The 26,572-nt window shown below is 67.8% G+C and carries 26 protein-coding genes; 17 read left to right on the top strand and 9 right to left on the bottom strand.

The genetic code is table 11. The features are described from left to right. Window positions 1–121 precede the first annotated feature (121 nt). The 3 genes from ACFFGN_RS27145 to ACFFGN_RS27135 all read left to right on the top strand — a co-directional run bounded on the left by ACFFGN_RS27145 (window position 122) and on the right by ACFFGN_RS27135 (window position 4,145). Entirely contained in the window at window positions 122–2,128 is a 2,007-nt protein-coding gene (locus tag ACFFGN_RS27145; RefSeq protein WP_380052930.1) for a glycoside hydrolase family 6 protein, read from the top strand. Window positions 2,129–2,146: 18 nt separating this feature from the next. Beyond that, window positions 2,147–3,469, top strand: a complete 1,323-nt coding sequence (locus ACFFGN_RS27140; RefSeq protein WP_380052928.1) for a glycoside hydrolase family 5 protein — start codon at window positions 2,147–2,149, stop codon at window positions 3,467–3,469. Between the two features lie 127 nt (window positions 3,470–3,596). Beyond that, entirely contained in the window at window positions 3,597–4,145 is a 549-nt protein-coding gene (locus ACFFGN_RS27135) for a DinB family protein (protein ID WP_380052926.1), read from the top strand. Window positions 4,146–4,154: 9 nt separating this feature from the next. On the opposite strand, the gene ACFFGN_RS27130 is transcribed toward ACFFGN_RS27135, so the two are convergent. Next, complete coding sequence (locus ACFFGN_RS27130) at window positions 4,155–4,670, bottom strand: hypothetical protein (protein ID WP_380052924.1); 516 nt, start codon at window positions 4,668–4,670, stop codon at window positions 4,155–4,157. Window positions 4,671–4,754: 84 nt separating this feature from the next. On the opposite strand from ACFFGN_RS27130, the gene ACFFGN_RS27125 reads away from it, so the two are divergent. Then, a complete protein-coding gene (locus ACFFGN_RS27125) occupies window positions 4,755–5,135 on the top strand; it encodes a DUF8819 family protein (RefSeq protein WP_380052922.1) in 381 nt (126 codons plus the stop codon). Window positions 5,136–5,193: 58 nt separating this feature from the next. Here the strand turns inward: ACFFGN_RS27125 and ACFFGN_RS27120 are convergent, their stop codons facing one another. After that, a complete protein-coding gene (locus tag ACFFGN_RS27120) occupies window positions 5,194–5,322 on the bottom strand; it encodes a hypothetical protein (RefSeq protein WP_380052920.1) in 129 nt (42 codons plus the stop codon). A 60-nt stretch (window positions 5,323–5,382) separates the two neighbouring features. Then, the gene (locus ACFFGN_RS27115) at window positions 5,383–6,780 is read right to left on the bottom strand and encodes an IS110 family RNA-guided transposase (RefSeq protein ID WP_380052918.1); all 1,398 of its coding nucleotides are present in this window, start codon (window positions 6,778–6,780) and stop codon (window positions 5,383–5,385) included. A gap of 288 nt (window positions 6,781–7,068) precedes the next feature. On the opposite strand from ACFFGN_RS27115, the gene ACFFGN_RS27110 reads away from it, so the two are divergent. Together ACFFGN_RS27110 and ACFFGN_RS27105 are read left to right on the top strand one after the other, a co-directional pair. Next, window positions 7,069–8,361, top strand: a complete 1,293-nt coding sequence (locus tag ACFFGN_RS27110) for a hypothetical protein (RefSeq protein WP_380052916.1) — start codon at window positions 7,069–7,071, stop codon at window positions 8,359–8,361. A gap of 542 nt (window positions 8,362–8,903) precedes the next feature. Next, window positions 8,904–10,256 carry a hypothetical protein gene (locus ACFFGN_RS27105; RefSeq protein WP_380052914.1) on the top strand — a complete coding sequence of 451 codons (1,353 nt, stop codon included), beginning with the start codon at window positions 8,904–8,906 and terminating at the stop codon, window positions 10,254–10,256. Here the strand turns inward: ACFFGN_RS27105 and ACFFGN_RS27100 are convergent. Then, window positions 10,253–10,645, bottom strand: coding sequence for a hypothetical protein (locus tag ACFFGN_RS27100; RefSeq protein ID WP_380052912.1), 393 nt, complete (start codon window positions 10,643–10,645; stop codon window positions 10,253–10,255). The two genes, ACFFGN_RS27105 and ACFFGN_RS27100, sit on opposite strands and share 4 nt — an antisense overlap. Before the next feature lie 41 nt (window positions 10,646–10,686). On the opposite strand from ACFFGN_RS27100, the gene ACFFGN_RS27095 reads away from it, so the two are divergent. The 4 genes from ACFFGN_RS27095 to ACFFGN_RS27080 all read left to right on the top strand — a co-directional run bounded on the left by ACFFGN_RS27095 (window position 10,687) and on the right by ACFFGN_RS27080 (window position 14,669). Continuing rightward, complete coding sequence (locus tag ACFFGN_RS27095; RefSeq protein WP_380052910.1) at window positions 10,687–11,166, top strand: hypothetical protein; 480 nt, start codon at window positions 10,687–10,689, stop codon at window positions 11,164–11,166. A 187-nt stretch (window positions 11,167–11,353) separates the two neighbouring features. Next, a complete protein-coding gene (glmU, locus tag ACFFGN_RS27090) occupies window positions 11,354–12,793 on the top strand; it encodes a bifunctional UDP-N-acetylglucosamine diphosphorylase/glucosamine-1-phosphate N-acetyltransferase GlmU (RefSeq protein ID WP_380052907.1) in 1,440 nt (479 codons plus the stop codon). Then, window positions 12,790–13,770: a ribose-phosphate diphosphokinase gene (locus ACFFGN_RS27085; protein ID WP_380052905.1), complete on the top strand. Its 981-nt coding sequence runs from the start codon at window positions 12,790–12,792 to the stop codon at window positions 13,768–13,770. Before glmU ends, ACFFGN_RS27085 begins: the two co-directional genes overlap by 4 nt. Window positions 13,771–13,907: 137 nt before the next feature. After that, window positions 13,908–14,669, top strand: coding sequence for a DUF1932 domain-containing protein (locus ACFFGN_RS27080; protein ID WP_380052903.1), 762 nt, complete (start codon window positions 13,908–13,910; stop codon window positions 14,667–14,669). 60 nt (window positions 14,670–14,729) lie between these two features. On the opposite strand, the gene ACFFGN_RS27075 is transcribed toward ACFFGN_RS27080, so the two are convergent. After that, a complete protein-coding gene (locus ACFFGN_RS27075) occupies window positions 14,730–15,422 on the bottom strand; it encodes a hypothetical protein (RefSeq protein ID WP_380052901.1) in 693 nt (230 codons plus the stop codon). A gap of 345 nt (window positions 15,423–15,767) precedes the next feature. On the opposite strand from ACFFGN_RS27075, the gene ACFFGN_RS27070 reads away from it, so the two are divergent. From ACFFGN_RS27070 to ACFFGN_RS27050, 5 genes are read left to right on the top strand one after another with little or no spacing between them, the layout of a single operon-like run. Beyond that, window positions 15,768–16,394 carry a 50S ribosomal protein L25/general stress protein Ctc gene (locus tag ACFFGN_RS27070; protein WP_380052899.1) on the top strand — a complete coding sequence of 209 codons (627 nt, stop codon included), beginning with the start codon at window positions 15,768–15,770 and terminating at the stop codon, window positions 16,392–16,394. 51 nt (window positions 16,395–16,445) lie between these two features. Then, window positions 16,446–17,030, top strand: a complete 585-nt coding sequence (gene pth / locus ACFFGN_RS27065; RefSeq protein ID WP_380052897.1) for an aminoacyl-tRNA hydrolase — start codon at window positions 16,446–16,448, stop codon at window positions 17,028–17,030. Beyond that, a complete protein-coding gene (gene mfd, locus ACFFGN_RS27060) occupies window positions 16,979–20,659 on the top strand; it encodes a transcription-repair coupling factor (RefSeq protein ID WP_380052895.1) in 3,681 nt (1,226 codons plus the stop codon). Before pth ends, mfd begins: the two co-directional genes overlap by 52 nt. 15 nt (window positions 20,660–20,674) lie before the next feature. Next, complete coding sequence (locus ACFFGN_RS27055; protein ID WP_380052893.1) at window positions 20,675–21,310, top strand: hypothetical protein; 636 nt, start codon at window positions 20,675–20,677, stop codon at window positions 21,308–21,310. Continuing rightward, complete coding sequence (locus ACFFGN_RS27050) at window positions 21,310–22,380, top strand: nucleoside triphosphate pyrophosphohydrolase (protein ID WP_380052891.1); 1,071 nt, start codon at window positions 21,310–21,312, stop codon at window positions 22,378–22,380. The genes ACFFGN_RS27055 and ACFFGN_RS27050 overlap by 1 nt, the downstream gene beginning before the upstream one ends. 29 nt (window positions 22,381–22,409) lie before the next feature. Here ACFFGN_RS27050 and ACFFGN_RS27045 read toward each other — a convergent pair whose 3' ends face one another. The 4 genes from ACFFGN_RS27045 to ACFFGN_RS27030 are packed head-to-tail and all read right to left on the bottom strand — an operon-like array spanning window position 22,410 to window position 25,172. After that, window positions 22,410–23,801 (bottom strand): MFS transporter, encoded by a 1,392-nt coding sequence (locus ACFFGN_RS27045; protein WP_380052889.1) that lies wholly within the window; start codon window positions 23,799–23,801, stop codon window positions 22,410–22,412. Window positions 23,802–23,855: 54 nt separating this feature from the next. After that, window positions 23,856–24,173, bottom strand: a complete 318-nt coding sequence (locus ACFFGN_RS27040; protein WP_380052887.1) for a transcriptional regulator — start codon at window positions 24,171–24,173, stop codon at window positions 23,856–23,858. Then, window positions 24,170–24,631, bottom strand: a complete 462-nt coding sequence (locus tag ACFFGN_RS27035) for a hypothetical protein (protein WP_380052885.1) — start codon at window positions 24,629–24,631, stop codon at window positions 24,170–24,172. Before ACFFGN_RS27035 ends, ACFFGN_RS27040 begins: the two co-directional genes overlap by 4 nt. Before the next feature lie 10 nt (window positions 24,632–24,641). Continuing rightward, on the bottom strand, window positions 24,642–25,172 hold the full coding sequence (locus ACFFGN_RS27030) for a hypothetical protein (protein WP_380052883.1): 531 nt from the start codon (window positions 25,170–25,172) through the stop codon (window positions 24,642–24,644). A 69-nt stretch (window positions 25,173–25,241) separates the two neighbouring features. Between ACFFGN_RS27030 and ACFFGN_RS27025 the strand changes: the two genes are divergently transcribed. Both ACFFGN_RS27025 and ACFFGN_RS27020 read left to right on the top strand, forming a co-directional pair. Next, entirely contained in the window at window positions 25,242–26,108 is an 867-nt protein-coding gene (locus ACFFGN_RS27025) for a LysR family transcriptional regulator (RefSeq protein ID WP_380052881.1), read from the top strand. Then, entirely contained in the window at window positions 26,105–26,500 is a 396-nt protein-coding gene (locus tag ACFFGN_RS27020; RefSeq protein WP_380052879.1) for an RNA 2'-phosphotransferase, read from the top strand. Before ACFFGN_RS27025 ends, ACFFGN_RS27020 begins: the two co-directional genes overlap by 4 nt. Window positions 26,501–26,572: the final 72 nt, after the last annotated feature.

The raw sequence follows: 26,572 nt of genomic DNA, 5'->3' as shown, positions 1-26,572 counted from the left end.
AACCCTCTGCCCGCCGTAGGTCCGCACGTGTGACCTTCGGCTCAGCCGCCGCCCCGTCTCTACGGCGGTTCGTGCCCGGCCCCCGCCCGGCCGGCACGTCGAACTGATTCAGGAGGACTCCGTGTCCAAATTCCCCAAGCGGCTGCTGGCCGCAAGTACCGCGATGGCGACGGCACTCGTCGCGTGGCCGCTGATCGGCACGAGTGCCAGTGCCGCCGAGCCACACGTCGACAACCCGTACGCCGGCGCCACCCAGTACGTGAACCCGACCTGGGCCGCCGCCGTCGAAGGCGCCGCCACCCGGGCATCCGATCCGGCGCTCGCCGCCAAGATGCGCGTGGTCAAGAACCAGCCGACCGCTGTCTGGATGGACCGGATCAGCGCGATCACCGGCAACGCCGACGGTAACGGGCTGCGCTTCCACCTCGATCGGGCCCTGCTGCAGAAGCAGGCCGGTACGCCGCTGGTGTTCAACCTCGTCATCTACGACCTGCCGGGCCGGGACTGCTACGCGCTCGCGTCGAACGGCGAACTGCCCGCGACCGCCGCCGGTATGGCCCGCTACAAGACCGAGTACATCGACCCGATCGCGGCCATCCTGGCCGATCCGAAGTACCAGGGCATTCGCATCGCCGCGACGATCGAGCCGGACTCGCTGCCGAACCTGATCACGAATATCTCGCACCCCGAGTGCCAGCAGGCGGCGCCGTACTACCGCGAAGGCGTCAAGTACGCGCTCGACAAGCTGCACGCCATTCCGAACGTCTACAACTACGTCGACGCGGCCCACTCGGGTTGGCTCGGCTGGGACGCCAACGCCGGTCCTGCGGCCAAACTCTTCGCTGGGGTGGCTCGAACCACCGCGGCCGGCTACGCGTCGATCGACGGTTTCGTCACCAACACGGCCAACACCACGCCGCTGGTGGAGCCGTACCTGCCGAACTCGTCGCTGACCGTCGGGGGCAACCCGATCCGATCGTCGAAGTTCTACGAGTGGAACAGCGACTTCGACGAGATCGACTGGACCGCGCATCTGTACAACCTGCTGGTGGCTGAGGGCTTCCCGGCCAGCACGGGCATGCTCGTCGACACCTCGCGCAACGGCTGGGGTGGCGCCGCCCGCCCGACGGCCGCGTCCAGCAGCACCGACCTCAACACCTACGTCGACCAGTCCCGGGTGGATCGCCGTATCCACCGCGGCGCCTGGTGCAACCCGCTCGGCGCGGGCATCGGCGAACGCCCGCAGGCCACGCCCGCCGGCTATCCCGCCTCGCACCTGGACGCGTTCGTCTGGATCAAGCCGCCGGGTGAGTCCGATGGCGCCTCGACCGACATTCCGAACGACCAGGGCAAGCGTTTCGACCGGATGTGCGACCCGACCTTCGTTTCGCCCAAGCTCGGAAACCAGCTCACCGGTGCATCACCCGACGCGCCGCTGGCCGGTCAGTGGTTCGAGTCGCAGTTCGTCGAGCTCGTTCGCAACGCCTACCCGGTCATCGGTGGCGGCGGCACCTCCGACCAGGTCGCACCCTCGGTTCCGTCCGGGCTCCAGGCCGGCACGGTCACCAGTACGTCGGTCGCGCTCAGCTGGACCGCCTCGACCGACAACGTCGGCGTGACGGGGTACGACATCTACCGCGGCACCACGCTCGCGGGTAGTTCGACCACTACGAGCTTCACCGCGACGGGCCTCACCGCCAACACGACGTACTCCTTCACGGTCCGGGCGAAAGATGCCGCAGGCAACGTTTCGGCGGCGTCGACGGCACTGCCGGTGACCACGTCGAACACGAACAACCCGCCGGGCGGTTGCCGGGTGACCTACTCCGCGAACAGCTGGAGTACCGGCTTCACGGGCTCGATCAAGCTGACCAACACGTCGACGACGCCGCTGACCAACTGGCGTCTTGTCTTCAGCTTCGCGAACGGCCAGACCGTTCAGCAGGGCTGGAACGCCGTCTGGAGCCAGACGGGTTCGACCGTCACCGGTTCGGCCACGCCTGGGTCCTGGAACGCGACGATCGCACCTGGTGGGACGGTCGACATCGGGTTCAACGGCACCCACACGGGCACCAACACCGCTCCGACCGCCTTCTCGGTCAGCGGCCAGGCCTGCTCGATCGGCTGATCCCTTCAGGAGGTAATCGTGTTCTCCACCCGCTGGAAATCGGCTCTTCGCGGGGTCGTGTCGGCCGCCACCGCCATGGTCGTGCTCGCCGGCCCGATCGTTGTCACCACGCCGGCGCAGGCGGCGCCCACGATGGACTGGTTACACACCCAGGGCAACAAGATCGTCGACGAGGCCGGTAAGGAGGTCTGGCTCACCGGTACCAACTGGTTCGGCTTCAACACCAGCGAACGGGTGTTCCACGGATTGTGGTCCGGCAACCTGGAGGGCATCACCAAGTCGATGGCCGAGCGCGGATTGAACGTGATCCGCGTACCGGTCTCGTCGCAGCTGCTGGACGAGTGGTCCAAGGGCCAGACGATCATGCCGAACGTCAACACCTGGGCCAATCCGGACCTGAAAGGCCTGAACAACCTGCAGGTGTTCGACCGCTTCCTCGCGCTTTGCGAGAAGTACGGCCTGAAGGTGATTCTCGACCTGCACAGCGCCGAGGCCGACAACTCCGGGCACGTTTATCCCCTTTGGTACAAGGGCGCCATCACCACCGAGATCGTGTACGCCGGCTGGACCTGGATCACCAACCGGTACCGCAACAACGACACGATCATCGGCGCCGACCTCAAGAACGAGCCGCATGGCCGGTTCTCCGAGGCACTGTTCGCCAAGTGGGACACCTCGACGGATCCGACCAACTTCAAGCACTTCGCGGAGACAGCGGCACGGCGCATCCTCGCCGTGAATCCGAATCTGCTGATCTTCGTCGAAGGAACTGAGGTCTATCCGAAGGACGGCGTCTCCTGGACGTCGAAGAACCCGGCCGACTGGTACAGCACGTGGTGGGGCGGCCAGCTCCGCGGCGTGGCTCAGCACCCGATCAACCTCGGGGCGCATCAGGACCAGCTCGTGTACTCGCCACACGACTACGGGCCACTCGTCTACGAACAACCCTGGTTCACCGGCAACTGGGACCGTACGACGCTCGAGCGGGATGTCTGGGACCCGAACTGGCTCTACATCCACAAACAGAACAAGGCGCCATTGCTGATCGGGGAGTGGGGTGGATTTCTGGACGGCGGCCGGAACCAGAAGTGGATGACCGCGCTCCGCGACCTGATCCGCGAACAACGCCTGCATCACACGTTCTGGGTGCTCAACCCCAACTCCGGTGACACCGGCGGTCTGCTCAACCACGACTGGGCGACCTGGGACGAAGCCAAGTACGCGCTGCTCAAGCCCGCCCTCTGGGCCCAAGGCGGCAAGTTCGTCAGCCTCGACCACCAGGTCAAACTCGGCGGCGCCGGCAGCACGACCGGCATCTCCCTGACAGAGGCCACCGGCTAGCCCCCCGGGCGGACCTCGGTAGCCGCTCAGGCACCCAGCCTGAGCGGCTGCCACCCGTACTTTGGACCGGCGTCTCAGCGTCCGGAACGTATGACGAGTTGACCCGCCCGGCCGGGATGATCGGAACATGGTGACCAGGCGGCGGGCCGAGATCTGGGTGGACCCAGCCAGCGAGGTTCGGTTCGAGGGACGGGCCACCGGCGACGAACGCGGGATCATCGTCGATCTCCTCGCGGCTCAGCGGAAGACGCTCGAACTTAAATGCGCGGGCCTCAGTACCGAGCTGGCTCATCGCTCGGTCGAACCCTCGACGCTTTCGCTGCTCGGCCTGGTCCGGCACCTCGCGGACCTGGAGCGGCGGTGGTTCCGTCGGGCGCTCGCAGGTGAGCACGCACCCGCGCTGTTCTCATCCCCGGACCACCCCGACGGGGATTTCGACAACGTCAAAGGCGATCCGGCTTCGGTCGCCGAAGCGTGGCAGGCCTGGCGGGACGAGGTGGCCTTCGCGGATCAGCTGGTCGCTGAAGCCCCGCATCTCGACATCGAAGGCACCGACTCGTGGCGCGGCCAGATCTCCCTGCGCTGGGTGCTGATCCACATGATCGAGGAATACGCCCGCCACAACGGTCACGCCGACCTTCTGCGCGAACGCATCGACGGCACCATCGGCGTCTAGCACCTTCAATCATTCACCTCTCCGCCACCAGGGCCGTCGCCGCGGGCGCTTGTTGCGCTGGTGCCACTCGCGCAGTGGAACCAGTCGGCTGGCACCGACGATGGCGGCGATCGTCGCCTGGTCGGCGGTGTCGAGCTCGACCGACATGGAGCCCTCGTCGGTCAGGTGCGCGATCGTGCCCCAGTCCTCGCCCCAGACGGCCGCATCGAATGCCCAGGGCGCGAAGGTGACGAACGCGGCCCAAACCTCCTCGGAGTCGACCGTTTGCACGCCGGTTTGCGCGTAGCCGCCTGGCTCGATGCGGGCCTTCGGCAACGAACGCAGGACGCGCGCGGCGGCTCGTACGTCGTCAGGCCACTCGTCACTGCTAGTGGGCGCGGCCTCGTCAACGGGCGTGTCCGGGTCGCCGGGAATGTCGCATTCGAACCGGCCTGCGTGATGCCGTAGGGCGCTGAGGATCTCGCGGCAGGCTTCCACATTCTGCGCGTGGCTCCAGCCGTTCCGGTCGAGCACAAACGTCTGCACCCCTCCAGCATGCCGTACGCCAGATTTGGGCGGCGGCGACGGAAACCGGGTCGATCACCTGGGTCCGCTGGCAAACTGATTCGTGTGAGTACACCCTTCGAGGCCGCGCTGGAACTGGTCGTGCGGGATCTCCGGAACACCGGTGGCATCACGTTGCAACTGTTGCCGGAGCCGGTCGACAGCGATCCGTCGTACGAGTCGATGTGGATGCTTTCCGGCCGTACGGCGCGAACCGGGCTGCTCGCGCCCACCGAGATGGCGCAACCCGACCGGATCGTGCATATCGCCGACCAGGTGCAGGACTTCGTCCTCGAGGAACTGGGCCGCCTCAGCCTCCCGGCCACCTGGCCCGAGTGCCCGGAACACCCGGACTCCCATCCGCTCACTCCGGTCCAGGCCATCGCTGGCCCGAGTTGGATGTGCCCGAAGTCCGACCACACCATCGCCGCGATCGGCCAGTTGTGACTTGGCCGGCAGGTCTGTCTGCGGATCAGCCGGCCAGGCACCGTCGGCGTCTAGCCCTTCAAGCCTTGCGCCTTCCGCCATCAGGGCCGTCGGCGCGGGCGTTTGTGCCGCTGGTGCCACTCGCGCCGCGGGACCAGCCAGCTGGGGCGTGGCTCCAGCCGTTCCGGTCGAGCACAAACGTCTGCATCTGTTCAGCATGCCGTACGCCGGATTTGGGCGGTGGCAAAAATTGAGTTCCTAAGGGATGTCAAGCTGCCGAGGTGTTCGTAGAATTGGTGTTGGCGGGTCGGGATGCTGGAGCGCTTTGCGACTCCTTCTGCTCCCGGCCCGTCCTGTTTTTGAGGCGTTGGCTTTGCCGCTTCTTCGCGGCGTTGATGCGGGTCTGGCGGTCGACTTGGTGGTGTTCGCGGACGATGTCGCGGCCTTCGGTTTCGGTGATGGGCCTGCCGTCGGTGTCGCGGAGTTGGTAGGGGGTGTTGGTGCGCCAGCAGGTCGCGATCCGGGTGAGCAGGATGGCCGCGATGTGGCAGAGGGCGGAGTCGTGGTGACGGTCTGAGTTCATCAGCCGGACGTATTTCGCGGCGAGTTGAGGGTCGGTTTTGCGGGCCTGGTCAGCGGCCGCGAACAGCGCTTCACGCATCAGTGCGTCGCCGGCTTTGGTGAGGCCGCCTCGGTGCTCGCTGAGCCCGGATTGGGCGACCTTGGGGACGAGGCCGGAGTAGGCGCGGATCACGGCCAGGCTGGTGAAGCGGTGTGGGTCACCGATCCGGCCGGCGATGACTGCGGAGGTGACGGGTCCGACGCCGGGGGCGGAGGCGATGACACCGTCGGGGTCGGCCTCGGCGTAGAGGTTCGCGATCCGCTCGTCGAGGTCCTCGATCTGTTCGGTGAGGACTTGGGCCTGTTCGGCCTCGACAGCGATGTCGGCGCCGAGCTCGGCGAAGTCGATGCCCTCAGAGCCCCACAGCTGCACCGATTCACGGGCCGCGGCCAGCAGCGCGGTGGCGTGGGTATCGCGCCAGGCGCCGCGAGAATGGCGGATCAGGAACCGGGTCAGCCGCGCGTGGCCCAGCTTGCTCAAGGCGGTGGGGTCTGCGTAGCGGGCCAGGACCGCGAGCGCGGCCTTGCCGTAGTTCGAACCCAGCGCGTCGTACCGGGCCGGGCCGAGCAGCTCCAGTTGCGCGTCGAGGCGCTGGAAGATCGCGGTGCGCCGCTTCACGATCGAGGAGCGCTGTTTCACGACCCGTCGCAGCGGCGCGGCCGGTCCGGTGTCAGTGTGCTCACGCAATCCGTCAGGGTGCAGCAACGGCAACCGGGCCAGAATCTTGGAATCCAGATGGTCGTTCTTGGTGTGCTTGGAGTAGTAGGCGCGCAAGTCGGCCGACTGGGTCGTCGGGACCAACACCACCTTCGCGCCACGCCGGCGAAACCACGACGCCAGCGGCACCCACGCGTTACGCGTCGGCTCCATCACCACCACGAGCTCGCAGTCGTCGTCGAGGTCGAGGTCGTCCCACAACCGCTCCAGGTCAGCCGGCCTGGTGAAGAACTTGCGCCCAGACCACACCAGCGTCCCGTCCACACCGGCCAGCGAGGCCTGATGCGCGGCCCGGCAAGCAACATCAACGCCCAACGTCAACTTCATACAGCTCTTGGTCCTTCATCTCGATAACCAGCAGGGTTGCTGACCGGATCGAGACGGCATGGCCCAGACAATTCATAGCAGGAGTCCACCCGACAACTGGCTCCAAGTTCCCGAACAGGGACACCATCTCCACCGGACAGACCCGCGGGTGATCGCTCATTTTTCAGGAATCACCACGTGTTCCAGTCGGTGGCAAGACCACCCGCGGGGCACACACATAACCTAATTGTCGGTGGCCGGGGTTACCTTTGACGCAGTGATGATGTGCGGCCTGGGGAGGGCTGGGGGATGGATGTTCGGCGTTGGGCGGCTCGTGCCGTGGCGGTGCTGACCGCGTCGGGGGTGGTGGCCGGCGGGGGCTGGCTGGCGTTCGGGCGTGCGCCGGAGTTGTCGGTGAGCGGGGTGAGCGTCTCGCTGCCGGATGCGGCGGTCGAGGCCGAGCGCAAGGTCGGCGCGGCGGTCGACGTCATCCTGCAGCGGCGGGCGCGCGCCGTGCTCGCGGGCGATCAAGCCGCCTTCCTCCGCGACGTCGACCCGGCGAACGCGGCGCTGCGCCGCAAACATGCCGGCCTCTTCCAGAACCTGCGCACGATCGGCTTCAAGGCACTCGCGTACCACCGGGCCGAAGCCTGGATGAGCGACAAAACTCCGGCCGGCGCGACGGCCTTCCGTGTGGTGATGCGGTACCAGTTCAAGGACGCGGGACACGCGCCGGCCGTGACCGAGCTGGGTTACACCTTCGGCTCGAAGGCGGGACGCTGGCTGCTGCTCGACGATGACAACCTCGACCGCGATCTCGACGACGACGGGCATCGCCAGCCGTGGGACTTCGGCCCGATCCAGGTGGTGCGAAAACCCGGCGTGTTCGTGATCGTCAGCGCGGGCGACGGTGCGCTGGGACGCAAGATCGCGGCTGATTCGCAGACCTCCCTTGCCGAGGTCCGGAAGGCCTGGCAGACGCGCTTGCAACCCACCATCGTGGTGGTCGCCATGCGGGAGAAACAGGTGCTCGCCACCACCTGGGCGCTACCTGGGCACGCCATCGCGGCCGTCGCGAAACCCGTGATCGACAACACCGTGCCGATCGACCGGACCACCGCCAAGGTGGTCGGTGGCCTGATCGTGATCAGCCCGAAGATGCGCGGCCGGATCGATACCAATCTGCTGGCGCACGAGTTCACCCACGTCGGCGCGGTCCGGCTCGGCGGCGGGGCGCCGCTGTGGCTCGTCGAAGGGCTCGCGGAGTACGTCGGTTACCGCGTCGCAGCTCAGCGATCCAGGGGCTGGGCCAGGGGAGTGGAGGTGTACCGCGACGAGATCCGCGCCGAGTCACTCCGCGCGCTCAAGGTGCTGCCGATCGACGGGGTGTTCCACGGGGACTTCGGCGAGGACAGCTACGGCGTGAGCTGGCTCGCCGTCGAACACCTCGTCAAGGCCGTCGGCATCCGCAAGGTCATCGACCTGTACGTCGAGGTCGCCCGCTCCGAGGGGGATCCAGCCCGACGAGACCAACTTCTGCGAAAACACACCGGCTTCACCGAACCAAAACTTGTCGCCGCCCTGCAAGCCTCCGCCCGCTAACCAGACGACGTCGGGCCAGCTGAACCACTAGCGCAGTTGCCGCCGCATCGCCCGCTCAGGCCGGCCAAGCGTCTGATGCGCGCCGCCCGTGGCCGGGGCGCGCGGGGTTCTGGCGGAGGAAGTGGGGGTCCTAGCAGGGGAAACGGATTCCTGGCAGGGGGAACGGGATCCTGGCAGGGGTTATAACGGCTGCTCGGACGCCGTTTGGGGTGCTCGGCTCCCGCAAGGTGTCCCCGGTACGGCGGCTTGCTCGCCCCACCACCGGTGAGTGGACGCGTGCATGCGCGGCGACTCGTTCACCCGCTCCCCGCGAGTGGACGCGTGCATTCGCGGCGACTCGCCGACCACTGGGGACGACTGGCGGGGAGGGGGCACGACCCGCGCCCGGCCGGCCGCACCGGTCCCGCCGATCACGGCCGACCGCCGGTTGGCCGCCAGAGGAGCATCCCTCACAACCAGGCGATCGGCCGGCGATGTGGGCTAGAGTCCACCCGACTGGCGAGGGGGCTCGTAGGCCGGTCCAGGGGATTGGAACCAGACACATGCGTAACCGTGGCTTTCTGCCGTCCGGACTGGTCACGCTGACAGGCGTGCTCACCGCCGCCGTGCTCGCCGCCGGCCCGGCGCAGGCTCAGCCGTTGGCCGAGGCCGCGCCACCCGCGGCGCCGACCGATGTCCGGATCGGCTGGGCGGATGCCACCCACCAGTTCGTGAAGGTGACCTGGTCCGACAACGGTGAGGCGAACGAGCTCACCGCGGTGCCGCAGAACGGGCAACCCGATACGTACAAGACCACAGCTATCGAGGGAGCCGGGAAGGACAATGAGATCCTCCTGGACCGGTGGTGGTTCGACGGGAACTACGCCGCCGTACGACTCGAAGTGGTCTCGATCGCCGGAGGCGAACGCAGCGCGCCTGGCCTGTCCGTACCGTTCGATACCCATCGGCCACCGCAGACCTTGATCCAGCGCGCGATCCCGTGGACAGATGGCAGGGTGCAGCTCGCCTGGACTCAGGACGCGGTTCCTGCCGACCAGAACCTCGGCGATCCGCTCGATGTGCTCTCCGATCCCGAGCGGGTCTCCGTTGGGCTCGGCAGCGACCACTCCGCTCCGTCCCGATTCGTTGCCGTGCCACGCGGCGCCCGGAGCATGATGGTGCCCGCGGTGATGCGACCGCCGTACGAGCTCACCGTGCTCGGCAGCAACGAATGGGGCAATCAGGAACCGCCTCGGCGGGTGAACATCCGTGAGATGGGGATCGGGGCCCGTATTCCGGCCGCCGCCACCTATGGCACCTACCTCGACATTCGGGGTCCGGGCGGCATCAAGTGCGGCGACTCGTCCGCCCCGGCCTGCTACTACACGCCCGAGAGGTTCGGGCAGATCGTGCCGGTGCCGTACCAGGTCCAGGCGCGCGCGAACGCGAGTTCGCCCTGGGCTGTGGTCACAACCGGTCGCGACATCCGTGCGATCCGACCTGCAGTGATGGCAATCGGAACGCGACAGCTGAGGTTCGTGGTGCCGACCTGGTCGCCGACGGTGCCCAGTACGGCGACCGCCTGGATGGCGACGCCGCCCGTCACGGCACGAACGACGTTCCGTCTCGCTACGGCAGGTATCAATCACTCCTCGCCGCTCCGGACCGGCGGAAAGATGGTGGCCCAGCTGAATGTGGCCCCAAAAGTCAGTACGAAGGCCCTCTGGCAGCGCTGGGATGGCAAGGCATGGGTCGGCCTGGCCTGGGTGCCGTTGCGCAACGGACTCGGTACCAAGACGCTCACGGCAACAAAACCCGGGTACTACGCCTACCGGTTCGTGGTCCCCGCCACCACCTACCAGGGCCGTCGGATCGAGACCACGGTGTCGCCGAAGACCTACCTGCGGGTCTTCTAGCTTTCCGCGGGTCCTACCGGAGTTCGGTAGGCGGTCCACCAGGCCGCCATGACGAGGCCGGCGCCAAGGCCCAGGAAGTAGGCCAGCAACGGTAGCGGGCCGGGGCCATCCAGCTCGCCGAGCGGCAACAGCAGGAGGATGCCGAACACCACGGTCACCAGGGCCGGGAGAGCGAAGCGGTCGGAGAGGTCGCGCGGGTCCAGACAACCCCACGCGACGCCAATGCCCGCACCGAGAAGCGCCGCCATACCGAGCAGCGGATGATCCGCCCGGGTCAACGGATCGTCGCCGAGGTTCGCGAACGTGTTGATCGCGCTGGCGATCCCTACGGGCACCACCCATCCGAACCGTCGCCGCAGCGTCCGCTCGTCCTGCTTCTCAAGGACCACGCCCGGAGTATCGCAGCCTGGCGGCCGAGGAGTACCACATTGTGCGCAGCGACTGGCGGAGTTGCCTGACGCTCGCGGCCCGGGCGGAACAGCCCGAGGTCCGGGCGTGGTTCACCGGGCTCGCGGCCGGGGAGGAACTCGCACTGAGCAAGCTGCCGACGCTCGCGCCCGAGGGCGAGTCGTACGAGCCGCAGGCCGGTTGCCAGGCCTACCCGGCGTACTTCGCCTGGCTCGCGCTGAACGCCGAACCGGCCGAGGTGGTCGTCGGCCTCTACGCGAACTTCGCTGCCTGGGGCAACTACTGCGCCACACTGGCCGAGGCGATGCGAACGCGCTACGGATATACCGACGAGGCCTGCGGCTTCCTCGACTTCTTCGCCACGCCACCACCCGACGGCGAGGCCCAGGCGATCGCCGCCGTACAGGCCGGTATCGACGCCGGGGTGGTCACCGAGCGTGTTCGCCGGTACGCCCGGCTGGTCCAGAGCTCCGAGCTGATGTTCTGGAACAACCTGATCTGACGAGCACCCGAACTACGTGAGAGCGATGCCAAGGCGACTCACGGGTCACATCGGTCACACCTGTGGGCGCCGATTCGGAACAGGCGTCCTCCCGGAAGTACGCTGACCGACGGAAGAGGAATGTCCGAATCCGTCAGACAGCGTCTAACCAGGGCCCACCAACCAGGGAACCCGAGGAGAACACCGCGTGACTTCCCACCGTCCTGCGGCGGTCATCATCATGGCCGCCGGTCAGGGGACCCGGATGAAATCCGCCACCCCCAAGGTTCTGCACACACTTGGCGGGCGCAGTCTCGTCGGGCACGCCGTGGCCGCCGCCCGGGTGCTGGAGCCGGAACACCTCGTCGTCGTGGTCGGCACCGGTCGCGAGCTGGTCGAGGCGCACCTGGCCGAGATCGACTCCGCGGTCCGGACCGCCGTACAGGAGCAGCAGCTCGGAACCGGTGACGCTGTGCGATCGGGACTCACCGCCGTGCCGGACATCACCGGCGCCGTTGTTGTCACTTCGGGCGACGTCCCGCTGCTCCAGGCGGCCACGTTGCAGGAGCTGGTCGCCGAGCACGAGGCGCGCGGAAACGCCGTCACCGTGCTGACCGCGCGAGTGCCCGACCCGACCGGCTACGGCCGGATCATCCCGGGCGAGGACGGCAGTGTCGCGGGCATCGTCGAGCACAAGGACGCGACGCCCGAGCAGCGGCAGATCGACGAGATCAACGCCGGCATCTACGTCTTCGACGCGGCCACCCTGCGCGACGGTCTGACCCGGATCACGACCGACAACGCCCAGGGCGAGCTGTACCTGACCGACGTACTGGCGATCGCCCGGGGCGACGGCAAGCGGGTCGGCGCCTACGTGACCGACGACGCGATGCAGACCGAGGGCGTGAACGACCGGGTGCAGCTGGCCGCGCTGCGCGCCGAGATGAACCGGCGCACGCTCGAACGGCTGATGCGCGCCGGGGTCACCGTGGTGGACCCGAACACCACCTGGGTCGACGACACGGTCGAGCTCGAGGCCGACGTCACCCTGCTGCCGAACACCCAGCTGCACGGCGCGACCACCGCCGCGGCCGGAGCGGTCATCGGCCCGGACACCACTCTCACCGACGTACAGATCGGTGCGAACGCGACGGTCATCCGCACGCACGGTTCCGGCGCCACCATCGGCGCGCACGCCAGCGTCGGCCCGTTCGCCTACCTGCGGCCGGGAACGGCGCTCGGCGAGAGCGGCAAGATCGGCACGTTCGTGGAGACCAAGAACGCGACCATCGGCGCCGGCGCGAAGGTCCCGCACCTCACCTACGCCGGTGACGCCACCATCGGCGACGGCGCGAACATCGGCGCCGGCACCATCTTCGCCAACTACGACGGTGTCACCAAGGCGCACACCACCGTCGGCAAGCACTCGTTCGTCGGCAGCGACTCGGTTCTGGTCGCTCCGCGTGTGATCGGCGACGGCGCGTACGTCGCGGCCGGTTCCACGGTGACCGACGACGTCAAACCGGGGGAGATCGCCGTGGCCCGCGGCCGGCAGCGCAACATCGCCGGCTGGGTCGCCCGCCGCCGGGCCGGTACCAAGACCGCCAAGGCAGCCGCCGAGGCCATTGAGAAGGAGTCGCGGCCATGAGCGGGATGAAGCGCACCACCGAGAAGAACCTGATGGTGTTCTCGGGCCGGGCCCACCCGATGCTCGCCGAGGAGGTCGCCGAGCAGCTCGGCGCCGGCCTGGTGCCGACCTCGGCGTACGACTTCGCCAACGGCGAGATCTACGTCCGGTTCGAGGAGTCCGTGCGCGGCAGCGACGCGTTCGTGATCCAGAGCCACACCTCGCCGATCAACGAGTGGATCATGGAACAGCTGATCATGGTCGACGCGCTGAAGCGGGCCTCGGCCAAGCGCATCACCGTGGTGCTGCCGTTCTACGGTTACGCCCGGCAGGACAAGAAGCACCGCGGCCGCGAGCCGATCTCGGCCCGCCTGATGGCCGACCTGTTCAAGACCGCCGGGGCCAACCGGCTGATCTGCGTCGACCTGCACACCTCGCAGATCCAGGGTTTCTTCGACGGCCCGGTGGACCACCTGATGGCCCTGCCGATCCTGACCGAGTACGTTCGCGCCAAGTACGGCGACCAGCAGCTCGCCGTCGTATCGCCCGACGCCGGCCGGATCAAGGTGGCCGAGCAGTGGTCGGCCCGGCTGAACAACGCGCCGCTGGCCTTCATCCACAAGACCCGCGACATCAACCGGCCCAACGAGACCGTCGCGAACCGCGTTGTCGGTGAGGTCAAGGATCGCGTCTGCATCCTGGTCGACGACATGATCGACACCGCCGGCACCATCACCAAGGCCGCCGACGCGCTGATGAACGACGGGGCCGCCGGCGTGGTCATCGCCGCCACCCACGCGATCCTGTCCGGGCCCGCCGTGGACCGGCTGAAGAACTGCCAGGCCAAAGAGGTCATCGTCACCAACACCCTGCCGATCCCCGAGGACCGGCACTTCGACAAGCTCACCACCTTGTCGATCGCGCCGCTGATCAGCCGCGCCATCCGCGAGGTGTTCGAAGACGGCTCCGTCACCAGCCTCTTCGACGGCCGCGCCTGACCCTCCCGCACCTCCCAGCAACCCCGAAGCCCGCGCCCCCAACCGGGCGCGGGCTTCGCCATGTGCCCTCCCTTCCTTTTGCGTTCGTTCCGACGAACGAACGCAAAAGGAAGGGAGGGGGTGATTAGGTGAGGAGTATGCGTATTGCCGTGTTTCACCCGGGGGCGATGGGGTCGCGGCTCGCGGCCGAACTCGTTGCCGCGGGTCATCAGGTCCAGTGGGTGCCCGCAGGCCGGAGCGCCGCGAGTGCCGAACGAGCCGGGGCGGCGGGATTGATCGGTACGACGTTCGCGGACGCGGTCGGTACTGCGGAGGTGGTGCTCTGTTCGTGTGCTCCGCAAGGGGCCGTCGAGATCGCCCGGGAGGTCGGCGCCGCCGGATTCACGGGGTTGTACGTCGATGCCAACCCGTTGTCGCCGTCATCCCTTGCGTCGATCGCGGAGGCTCTCGCGGCAGCGACGTTTGTTGACGCGGGCGTGATCGGGCCGCCTCCGGTTGGCGGCAAACGTACGGACCTCCTACTGGCCGGGCCGGAGGTGGAGGTTGTTGCCGAACTGTTCAGCGGTACGGCGGTCAGCCCGCGCGTGGTCGGCTCGGCGGTGGGCGCGGCCAGTGCCGCCAAGTCGGCGTTCGCCCTTTACAACAAGGGCAGGTTGGCCCTCGCGACCTTGGCCTTCGGATTGGCCGAGCACCACGGGGTCACCGATGCCCTGGTGGCGCAGGCGACACGGCCCCATGCGGGCGATCTCGCCGAGCCGGGTCTGGCCGAAGACCTCCGGCGAGTCGCGTGGCGCTGGGGCCCCGAGTTCGACGAGATCGCCGAGACCCTGACCGACGCCGGCCTCGACCCGGAACCGATCAGGGCTCTCCGCGAGGTCTGGACCCGCCTGGCCGAATAGTCCGCCGCTTAACCGAACAAACCCTGCCCCTCGCCGTACGGCCCAATAAACCGTACGGCGTCAGGCGAGGCGGTGGCCGTAGTCGCGCAGTACGAAGGGTGGCAGCAGATCGGCGATGCGGGTCAGCACCGACAGCCGGGCGGCGGTTTCGGGCGCCTCCCAGTGGTTCAGGTTCCACGACATCAGCGTGGGACCGGCCAACTGCCAGTCGAACCAGGTGTTATCCAGCATCAGTTCCATCATGCGCGGATGCAGAATCGCCGAGGCGTAGCGATCGTCGGGCGTCTCGACCCGGAAGGCATCGTTGAACGCCGGGCTCTCCAACTGAAGATCCCGCGGCCGGATCCGCCCGAGCCGGGATTCCTCCGTCAGTCGCAACCACGGCAGGGCGACGGGGAGTTGAACCGCCACGACATGGCAGGCCTGAGTGCTGCTCGAGACGTTGCCCCGGCCGTCGGCGGTTTGCATCGAGTACTCGTAGTCCATAACGGCGACCGGCCGCCCGTTGAACCACCCGGTCGCCATCGACACCGGTTGACCGTTGCCTGGGAAGGCGATCGAGGCCAATTCGGCCAGCCACGGATCCGGCGCGACGTAGGACCAGCCGAACTGCCGGAGCGCTTCCGCCCGCCGCGCTTCGAACGCCCGCCGTCGTCGCTTGTACACGACCACGGCGACGGCGTACAGGACCCCGCTGACGATCAGCGGCAGCACCACCAGCAGCACCAGCCCCACCATCACAAGCACCGCCATTCCGCGATCCTAGGGGCGCGGCGGGTCGGCCGGACGGCCGATGGTCACAAGGGTCCGATGAATGCCGACACGCCGGGTAACTAGGGTCCGATGAGCGGGATACCGGCGCGCCGGTGGGGGATTGCGGGAGTCACATGGGGGGATTTCCGTCTTGGGCGAGGTGGTGGGTAGACTGAACAGGTTGCCTCGGCGAGGGACGCCCCCCGGAAGGTGCGGGCGCGGCTCCGTGATCGACGCGGTGGTTCGTTGCGTGACGTCTGAGATGTCATAACGCGCCCGCTGAGGCCAGCAACTTTGGTTTCCATCGATAAGCAGATCACCGCAACGTTCTGAGGGAGTACTTCCGTGGCCGAGGTCAAGATCCAAGCCGAATCGCGTTCGGAGTTCGGCAAGGGTGCTGCCCGCCGAATCCGTCGGGACCACAAGGTGCCCGCCGTGCTTTACGGCCACGGCACTGACCCGGTCCACATCACCCTGCCCGGTCACGACACGATGCTGGCGCTGAAGACCGCCAACGCATTGCTGCTGATCGAGGTCGAGGGCAGCGAGAGCCTGCTGGCCCTGCCGAAGCAGGTTCAGCGCGACCCGATCAAGAACACCATCGAGCACGTTGACCTGGTCATCGTGAAGCGTGGCGAGAAGGTCCAGGTCGAGATCGCCGTGCACGTCGAGGGCGAGGCCGTCAGCGGCACCCTGGTCGTCACCGAGGCGCAGACCATTCTGGTCGAGGCCGAGGCCACCCACATCCCCGACGGCGTCACCGTGTCGATCGAGGGCCTGGACGCCGGCGCGCAGATCCACGCCTCCGACCTGGTGCTGCCGAAGGGCACCACGCTGGCCATCGAGCCGGACACGCTGATCGTGAACGTCACCGCCGGCCAGACCGCCGAGCAGCTGGACGCCGAGATGGCCGAGGCCGAGGCCGAGGCGGGCGTGGTTCGCGACGAGCCGACCGCCGCGCCGGTCGAGTAGTAGTACCAGCACCACTTCTTCAGAACGTTTGACAAGGAGGGCCGGGGATCCGTGGCGGACGACGTGTGGTTGGTCGTCGGGCTGGGGAACCCCGGCCCTTCTTATGCAGGCAACCGGCACAACATCGGCTACATGGTGGTCGAGGAGCTGGTCGGGCGGATGGGCGGCAAGCTCAAGTCCGCCAAGCAGGCCCAGGCCGACGTGGCCGAGGGCCGTCTCGGCGGCATGCCGGGAGTCCGGGCGGTGGTGGGCCGCCCGCGCACGTACATGAACGAGTCGGGTGGCCCGGTCGCCGGCCTGCTGCGGTTCTTCAAGTCCAGCCCGGCCAATCTGGTCGTGATCCACGACGAGCTGGACATCGGGTTCGACACGATGCGGACCAAGTTCGGCGGTGGCGACAACGGCCACAACGGGCTCAAGTCGATCCGCCGGTCGATCGACACCGGTGACTTCTACCGGGTCCGGGTCGGTGTGGGCCGGCCGCCGGGTCGGCAGAGCCCGGCCGATTTTGTGCTCGACGACTTCAGCTCGACCGAGCGGAAGGACCTGCCCTTCATCATCGATCGCACCGCCGACGCGATCGAGTGCTTGCTGACGGAGGGTCTCGAAGTGACTCAGGGGAAGTACAACTCGTGACCAGACTGGCCGGACTCGTCGATGCTCTGGTCACCGATTCCGTGGTGGCGGGCGCGCTGGCCGACGCCCGCTCCGATGTCCCGACGAAGCTGGACCTGAGTGCACCCGGACCGATCCGGCCAGTGCTACTGGCTGCGCTGGCCGAGGCCCGTGGTGCGGATCGCCCGATTCTGGCCGTGACCGCCACCTTCCGTGAGGCCGAAGATCTGACCGCGGCCCTGGGCTGCCTGGTCGACCCGAACTCGGTCGCGTACTACCCGGCCTGGGAGACGCTGCCGCACGAGCGGCTGTCCCCGCGGTCGGACACGGTCGGCCGTCGGCTCGCCGTACTGCGCCGCCTGGTGCATCCCGATTCGTCCGACATCACCACCGGGGCGATCAAGATCCTGGTCGCGCCGGTTCGCAGCGTGCTGCAGCCGCAGGTGGCGGGGCTCGCCGATCTCCGGCCGGTTCAGCTGCACCTGGGCGACACGATCGAGCTGGACGACGTGGTCGAACGCCTGTCGGCCGCGGCGTACAACCGGGTCGATCTGGTCGAGCGCCGGGGCGAGTTCGCCGTCCGTGGCGGCATCATCGACGTCTTCCCGCCGACCGAGGAGCACCCGCTGCGGGTGGACTTCTTCGGCGACGAGATCGAGGAGATCCGGTACTTCGCCGTCGCGGATCAGCGCTCGCTGGAGATCGCGGAGCACGGTCTGTGGGCGCCGCCGTGCCGCGAACTGCTGCTGACCGACGATGTCCGCGCGCGGGCCGGCGTACTGGCCAAGGAACATCCCGAACTGGCCGAGCTGTTCGAGAAGCTCGCGCAGGGTCACGCCGTCGAGGGCATGGAGTCGCTCGCGCCGGTGCTGGTGGACGAGATGGAACTGCTCGTCGATCTGATGCCCGAGGGCACCCACGTCATCGTCAGCGATCCCGAGCGGGTCCGGGCGCGCGCGCACGATCTGGTCGCGACCAGCCAGGAGTTCCTGGAGGCCTCGTGGGCCGCGGCTGCCGGTGGTGGCGAGGCGCCGATCGACCTGGGCGCGGCGGCGTACATGTCGCTGGCGGACGTGCGTTCGCAGGCGCTGGACCGAGGGCTGGCGTGGTGGAGCCTGTCGCCGTTCGCGGCCGCGCCGACCGGGGACGACGCCGTACTGCGCGACTCCATGGGCGAGGTCGTTCACTTCGACATCGACACCGACGCGGGCGCGGTCAAGACCCGGGCGATCGCGGCCAACGAGGTCGAGCCGTACCGCGGTGAGACCAGCGCCGCGGTCGAGGACATTCGCGGCTGGCTGCGGGCCGGCTGGCGCGTCGTCTGCGTGACAGAGGGCCACGGGCCCGCGCAGCGGCTGGCGGAGATCCTCGCCGAGAGCGAAGTACCGGCGCGCATGGTGGACGGCGTCGGCAGCGATCCCGAACCAGGCGTCGTGCTGATCACCCAGGGCCAGCTGGAACGCGGTTTCGTTGCCGAGGGCATCAAGCTCGCGGTGCTGACCGAAACCGATATCGCCGGCCAGCGGTCGATGGCCGATCGGCGTTCCCAGCAACGGCTGCCGAGCCGCCGCAAGAAGACCGTCGACCCGCTCGAACTGCAGCCGGGCGACTTCGTCGTTCACGAGCAGCACGGTGTCGGCCGCTACGTCGAGATGATGCAGCGCACCGTCGGTACGGGCCAGCAGAAGGCCACCCGCGAGTACGTCGTGATCGAGTTCGCGCCGAGCAAGCGGGGCCAGCCGGGCGACCGGCTCTACGTGCCGACCGACCAGCTCGACCAGGTCACGCGGTACGTCGGTGGCGAGCAGCCCACGCTGGACAAGATGGGCGGCGGCGACTGGGCCAAGCGCAAGGGCCGCGCCCGCAAGGCGGTCCGCCAGATCGCGGCCGAACTGATCAAGCTGTACGCCGCGCGCCAGGCCACCAAGGGGCACGCCTTCGCCGCGGACACCCCGTGGCAGCGGGAGATGGAAGACGCGTTCCCGTTCGTGGAGACGCCGGACCAGCTCGCCACCATCGACGACGTGAAACGCGATATGGAGCGGATCACGCCGATGGACCGGGTGGTCTGCGGTGACGTCGGTTACGGCAAGACCGAGATCGCCGTCCGGGCCGCGTTCAAGGCCGTACAGGACGGTAAGCAGGTCGCGGTGCTGGTACCGACGACCCTGCTGGTGCAGCAGCACTACGCCACCTTCGCTGAGCGCTACGCGAACTTCCCGGTCAATGTGGCGCCGCTGTCGCGGTTCCAGACCGACAAGGAGTCCAAGGCAACGATCGACGGTCTGGCCGACGGTTCGGTCGACGTGGTGATCGGTACGCACCGGCTGCTCAGCGGTGAGGTCGCGTTCAAGGATCTCGGGCTGGTCGTGGTGGACGAGGAGCAGCGGTTCGGCGTCGAGCACAAGGAACAGCTCAAGCGCCTGCGCACCGCGGTCGACGTACTGACGATGTCCGCGACGCCGATCCCGCGCACGCTGGAGATGTCGATCACCGGTATTCGTGAGATGTCGACGATCGCCACCCCGCCGGAGGAGCGCCACCCGGTGCTGACGTTTGTCGGCGCGTACGAAGAGGGCCAGGTGACCGCCGCGATCCGGCGCGAGCTGCTGCGCGAGGGCCAGGTCTTTTTCGTCCACAACCGGGTCAACACGATCGAGAAGGCCGCCGCGCGCATCCGCCAGCTGGTCCCGGAAGCCCGGGTCTCGGTCGCGCACGGCCAGATGCCGGAGCACCACCTGGAGCAGGTCATCCAGGACTTCTGGGAGAAGCGGGCCGACGTCATCGTCTGTACGACGATCGTGGAGTCGGGTATCGACATCTCCAACGCGAACACGCTGATCGTCGAGCGGTCCGACCTGCTCGGCCTGTCCCAGTTGCACCAGCTGCGCGGACGGGTCGGCCGTGGCCGCGAACGGGCCTACGCGTACTTCTTCTTCCCGCCGGAAAAACCGCTGACCGAAACGGCGCACGATCGCCTCGCCACCATCGCGCAGCACGCCGACCTCGGTGCCGGTATGCAGGTCGCGATGAAGGACCTGGAGATCCGCGGCGCCGGAAACCTGCTCGGTGGCGAGCAGTCCGGTCACATCGCCGACGTCGGTTTCGACCTGTACGTGCGCCTGGTCGGCGAGGCCGTCGCGGAGTTCCGCGGCGACACCCCGGCCGAGGAGCCCGAGGTCAAGATCGAGCTGCCGATCGACGCGCACCTGCCGCACGACTACGTGCCCTCGCAGCGGCTGCGGCTGGAGATGTACCAGCGAATGGCGTCGGTTCGCGACGAGGACGGTATCGCCTCGCTGGTGGAGGAACTGCACGACCGGTACGGCAACATCCCGGCGCCGGTGCAGAACCTGCTCGAGGTCGCGAAGTTCCGCAACCGGGCCCGCCAGGCGGGTCTGAGCGACGTGACCCTGCAGGGCAACCTGATCCGGTTCGGGCCGGTCGACCTGCCCGACTCCAAGGTGCTTCGCCTCAACAGGCTGTACCCGAAGAGCTTGGTCAAGCCGCAACTGCGTACCATCCTGGTGCCAAGACCGACCACCAGGCCGGTCGCCGGACAGCCGCTGCGCGACGTCGAGTTGCTGCAGTGGTGCACCAGACTGATCGATGACGTCATCGCCGAGCCGATCCCGGCTCAGCGCTCGTAGCTGGAGGAGATTCGGGTGAGCACGAAGAACGCGCTGCGCAAGGCCCTGGTAGCAGCCACGGCAGCAGGCGCCCTTGTGATCCTCGGCGGCTGCGCCGAAGGAACCCACCCCGGCGCCGCTGTCGTGGTCGGTGACAGGGAGTTCTCGGTCAGCCACATCGAGGATGTCGCCACCGCGGTGTCGACCGCGATCGGCCAGACGTTCGCACCTCGCGACGCGATCAGCCAGTTGACGCGCGACGAAATCATCCAGCAGGTCGCCGCCAAGAAGGGCGTCCAGGTGACTCCGGCGGATGTCGCCGCGGCCAAGAAGGAGTACTTCGATCCGGCGTCGCTCTCCAAGCTGGAGACGAGCGAGGTCGGGCGGCAGTTCGTCGAGAAGATCGCGGCCGCCGCGTTCGCTGTAGCCAAGCTCGGCGGCGGGACCAGTGTCGGCGACCGGAACGCCATGGGCGCCGGGAGCCAGGTTGTGCTGGCCGAAGCAGACTCGGTCAAGGTGGTCCTCAGCCCGCGCTATGGCAAGTGGGAACTGGCGGGTGGCATCGACAAGTGGAGTTCCGGTTCCCTGTCTGCCTTGTCGCCGCAAAGCAAGGCCATCGAAGACGCGGCGAAGGACAAAGAGCGGGCTGAGCAGCAGCAGCCGCAGGGCTGATGTCGGGCCGGATCGCTCTTCTCGTCACGAGTCCTCGCGTCGCGCCAGGCCTGCTCACCCGGGCGGCCTGGTCCACGCTGGAGTCGGCCACTTCGATCGGTACGGCCGGCTCCCCGCAGGCCCAGGCCATCACCGCCTCGGGCCTGACCGTCACCGACGTCCTCGGCGACCCGTGGACCTGGCTGACCACCTCGGCCGCCGCGGGCTCGTCGGTCGTCTGGCTGATCGGTGACGACGGTGAACCAGCCCTACTCCGCCATGCCGCCGAGGCCCTCTCGGCCGAACCACGCCCGTCGTACGAGGTGGAAATCCTCCACGGCTCGTACGACGTACCCGGCGCGCGCCTGATCGACCTCGTCCGGGTGATGGACCGCCTCAGGTCAAACTGCCCTTGGGACCAGGAGCAGACCCACGAGACGCTGGCGAAGTACCTGCTCGAGGAGACGTACGAGACCCTCGAGGCGATCGAAACCGGCGACTACGCGCATCTCCGCGAGGAACTGGGCGATCTCCTGCTGCAAGTGGCGTTCCACTCGCGCATCGCGGAGGAAGATCCCGACGACGCGTTCTCCATCGACGACGTCGCGGGCGGCATCGTCGAGAAGTTGATCCGGCGCCACCCGCACGTCTTCGGCGACACCCTGGCCGCCGACAGCGCCGCGGTAGAGGCCAACTGGGAAACCATCAAAGCCGCCGAAAAGCAACGCACCTCGGCCCTCGAAGGCATCCCCCTAGCCCTCCCAGCCCTGGCCCTAGCCGACAAAGTCCTCTCCCGCGCCACCAAACTAGACCTCCCCGAGCCCGGGCCACCTGTGGCCCCGCCCGCCTCGGCCCCGCCCGGCCCTGCCGCCGACACGCCGCAAAGCCGTTCATCGGACGCTTCTGACGCGGCGAGTCGCGGTTCATCGGACGCTTCTGACCAAGCATCGGCCCAGGCAGCCGACCGCCTCGGCGAAGACCTGCTCAACCTGGTCCGCCTCGCCCGCGAGTCCAACCTCGACGCCGAACAAGCCCTCCGCGACGCCGTACGCCGCCTGGCCACCCAAATCCGCACCGCCGAAACCCGCTAAGCCCGGCTTTAGCCGGCCCGCTAGAGCAACTAGGCGTCGGCGGGGGTGGATTCTTCGGGGGCGGGGGTGTGGAGGTAGCGGTGGGAGAGGCCGCGGTACTGCTTGGTGCCCATGGCGGCGAGGGTGAGGATGAGGCCGATCAGGCCGGTCAGGGTGAAGACCAGGGCGATGCCGCGGTCCGCGCCGGTGCCGAACCAGCCGCCGATCAGGTCCACTCCGGAGCCGGTGGTCATGAACGGGATGAAGATGAACTGCGCGATCGGGCCGATCAGGAACGCGGTGAGCGGTGAGGCGGCCTGCTCGACGCTCTGGGCGAAGCCGAAGACCCGGCCCTGACGGTGGTACGGGACCACCCTTTGCAGGATGGTCTGCTCGGACGCCTCGGCGAACGGCACCAGGCACATGTAGAGGAACAACCCGCCGATCAGCAGGGCCAGCGAGGCCTGGATGGTGAAAAGGCCGGTGATCGTCCACAGGGCGACGTTGATCAGCAGCAGGGTGCGGACCGGGTTCTTGCCGAGGCCTACCCGGGCGATCACCAGGCCGCCGAGGATGAAGCCGGCGCTCAGGAATCCCCACAGGAATCCCCACACCTCGACGGACACCAGCGACAGGCCGTAGGCGTCCATCAGCGCCATCAGCACGCCACCGAGAAAGTTGTTGATCGTCGTGAACAGGATCAGCGCGATCAGCCCGGGCACCCCGCGGATGATCTTGATGGTGCCGCGCAGATCGACCTGGCGCGGCTCCGGCGTCTCGCCTTCGGCCAGCTCGGCCTTGCCGGTCGGGACCGCGGTGAACCACAAGTGGATGGTTGCCAGCAGCAAGACCGCCATCGCGAGCAGCAGTACGTAGAACATGCCGCCGGCGGCCACCAGTACGCCGCTGATGACCGAAGTGACCAGGAAGGACACACCGGAGGCGGTGCCGACGAGCCCGTTGGCCTTGTCTCGCCGGTCCTCGGGAATGAGGAACGTGACGAGGGTCGGCAGGGCGATCGTGCGGATGTTCCCGGCGATCACGCCGAGGATCAGCATCGTGACCAGCAACCACAACCGGACGCTCGCCGGATCCTTGAAGGTCTCGTGCGGCACGGATTGGTAAAAGACGAAACTGGCCAGATACAGCACGAACGAGGCGACGCCGGACAGCAGCATCATCGTCTTCTTGCTGTGGTGGTCGACAAGACTGCCGAACCAGATGCCCGTCAGCGCGGTCATCACCAGGAACAGGCCCGCGATCACCGCGGACGCGAACACCGACCGCGTCTGCAGGTAGACGTAGAAGGTGATGGCGAACCACGCGGTGAAGTTGATCACCGAGGTGAGCAGGGTGTTTCCCAGCAAGTGGAGGAACGTGCGCGTTCCCGGGGTGTGAAAGTCCAGTCCAGCTGACGGTGCAGCCTTGTCGGCGTCGGCCATCTGCTCACCGTAGAGCCGAGCAGCTCGCCGCCGCCACCGGTTTCGCAGCCGCCCTCACGCCCCGGCAGGATCGGAAGCGGCAGGCGGCGGTCCGTCGAGCAAGGCGCGCAGGGCGTCCCGATGAGCGGTGTAGGCCTTGCGCCCCGCACGAGTGAGCTTGTACGTCGTGGTGGCGCCTCGCCCGCGGCCGTCCTTCGACGTACTCACATAACCCGCCGCCTCCAGCGCCGACATGTGCTTGGAGAGATCCGAATCCGCGATCTCCAGATAGTCCTTCAAGAAGCGAAATGACGCCGTCGAAGCGTTGGCCAGTACGGCCATCGCGGCCAGCCGTTTCGGCGCGTGGATAACGGGGTCGAGGCCTTCGATCACGCGAGACGCTCCCGCACCTTCGCGGCGGCGACGGCGTATCGGCGCTCGTACAGCACCAATCCACCGGTCACCAGGACGAACCCGGCCGGCGCCGCGATCGGGGGACCGGTCAACCACCACACGACGGCGATCGCGGCCACGATCAAGGCCAGGCCGATGAAGTACCCGCGCCATACGGCGGCGATCTCGCGCGGGGGATTCCCGCGTCCCGGCATCGGCAGGGCGCCGTGGCGGCGGCTCATCCACGCGATGAACGCGCCTTCGAGCGCCACCAGCACCAGGATCGTGCCGGCGAACAACACCGCGTTCTCCCGCCACCAGACGAACGTTCCGATCATGGCGGCGACCCACAGGCCGATCGAGGGGTAGTACCACAGCGGGGTGGGCGGATAGTCGATGTACGGCGCGGCCTCGGCTCGTTCGACGATGGCCATCTGCTCCCGCGCATTGCTTTCCATGCCGGAAACCTTAGAGATAACTTTCCACTTCCGCAAGTGGAAAGTGTGGCAGCGGCTCGAACGACTGGGTGATGGCGGTCTCGGCGGTAGGCCAGGTGGGAGTTCGGCTCACTCCGGCGGGGAGATGGTGTCGACGGTCGAAGAGGTAGCGGTGAGCAACGATTCCGGCGAGGGCCTCGTGCACGTCGGGTTTGTCGTCGATGAAGTGGGTGATGCCGAGTTCGGCGCAGTGCACGGCCTTGTCCGCGCGGCGCAAGCAGAAACGCACGTGATCAGCCGGGATGCCGGTCCGCCCGTAGAAGTCGTGGTGCTCGAGCCATTGCAGGGTCCGCTGCTGCACGCGCGGCCCGGCCTTCGAAACGAGCCACGCCTGCCCCTTGAACAGCGTGGTCAGCCGGGCGATGGCTTCGAAGGCGCCGGGCACGGCCGGGGTGCGTAGCAGGGTGGCTCGATCGCCCTGGAAGAAGGCGGTGTCGCCGCCGTCGGGATGCGAACTCCCGTCGATGATCACGCGGCCGATGTCGATTCTTAGTTTGTTCATAGCCACAGCGTGAACCGCTACAGACTCCAGCAGAACTATAAATCGACAAAGCTGCTATAGTCTGAGGTGATGATGGATCGCCTGGTCGCCGAGGACCTGGAGGCGTTCGCGGTTTTTGCCGCCCACCGCAACTTCACCCACGCGGCCACGGCGTTGCACGTCAGCCAGCCCGCCTTGCATGCCCGGATCCGCAAGCTGGAGAAGAAGGTGGGCAAGCCGCTGGTCATCCGCCAGGGCCGCAACCTGCTGCTCACCGACACCGGCGAGCGCTTCGCGGCCTTCGCGAACGACACCCGAACAAGGGCGGCGGCCTTCCTCGCCACCCTGAACGACGCCCCGCCGCGGCCGTTGACACTCGCCGCCGGCGCGGGGGCGTACGTCTACCTCCTGGGCGAGGCCATCCGGCGATACCTGGAGCAGGCGCCGGGCGGGCTCAACCTGGTCACTGCCGACGCCGAGGCGACCTTGAACGCGTTGCGCGACGGCTCGGCCGATATCGGCGTTACCGCCCTGGGCGTGCTCCCGGACGACTTAAGCCACGAGCCGCTTTGCCAGCTCCCGCAGGTCCTAGCGATGCGCCCCGAGCACCGACTGGCCGGGCGTCGTACGGTCCGGCTGAAGGACTTGGAAGGCGAAGCGCTCGTCGTACCGCCTCCAAGTCGTCCCCATCGGCAGGCGCTGGAGCGGAGCTTCCTGGACGCTGGTGTCGACTGGAGTGTGGCGGTGGAGGCCCAGGGCTGGCAGTTACAACTGCACTTCGTAGAGCTCGGTGTAGGGCCTGCGGTAGTCAATGGCTCGGTCCGTACGCCGCAGCCGCTGGTGACCGCCCGGATCAGAGACCTCCCTCCCGTGCGGTACTACGTCCTCACCCGCCCAGAACACCCAGACAGCCGCGTCGACATCCTCAAGGCCCTCCTGACACGCTTGACCCAATGAGCGTCGTACGGCACAGCAAGGCGATCTCCAAGCTCCTGAGGCACACCGCAGGGGAGCGAGGCCTTGCGATGACCCCGGACGGCTGGAGTTCCATCGACGACGTCTGCGCCCTGCTATGCCTCACCAGGCAACAGCTGGACGAAGCAGTCGCGCAGAACGACAAGAAGCGCCTGCAGGTGGACGGAGACCGCATACGCGCCTGCCAAGGCCATTCCCGCCTGCACATGCCCGTGACGCTTGAGGCCCTCGAAGCTAGTGTCCTGAGTCGGAAGTTCGTGCACATCTCCGGCGCCCAGGCACGCACCTCGCGGCGTTGGAGAAACGGCCACGATGCTAGAGCATCGCGACCGCTTCTCCGCCTTGCGATGCACGCACCTGGACACCGGAGCTGAAGCACGAACTTCCGACTCAGGACACTAGCTGGACCGTCTACAACCCGCAGAACCTGCTCTGGCACGGTACGA

Origin of the sequence: Kribbella deserti (assembly GCF_042434725.1) — a bacterium.
GTDB classification, from domain to species: Bacteria; Actinomycetota; Actinomycetes; order Propionibacteriales; family Kribbellaceae; genus Kribbella; species Kribbella deserti.
This window is presented reverse-complemented; position numbering and strand designations above follow the sequence as displayed.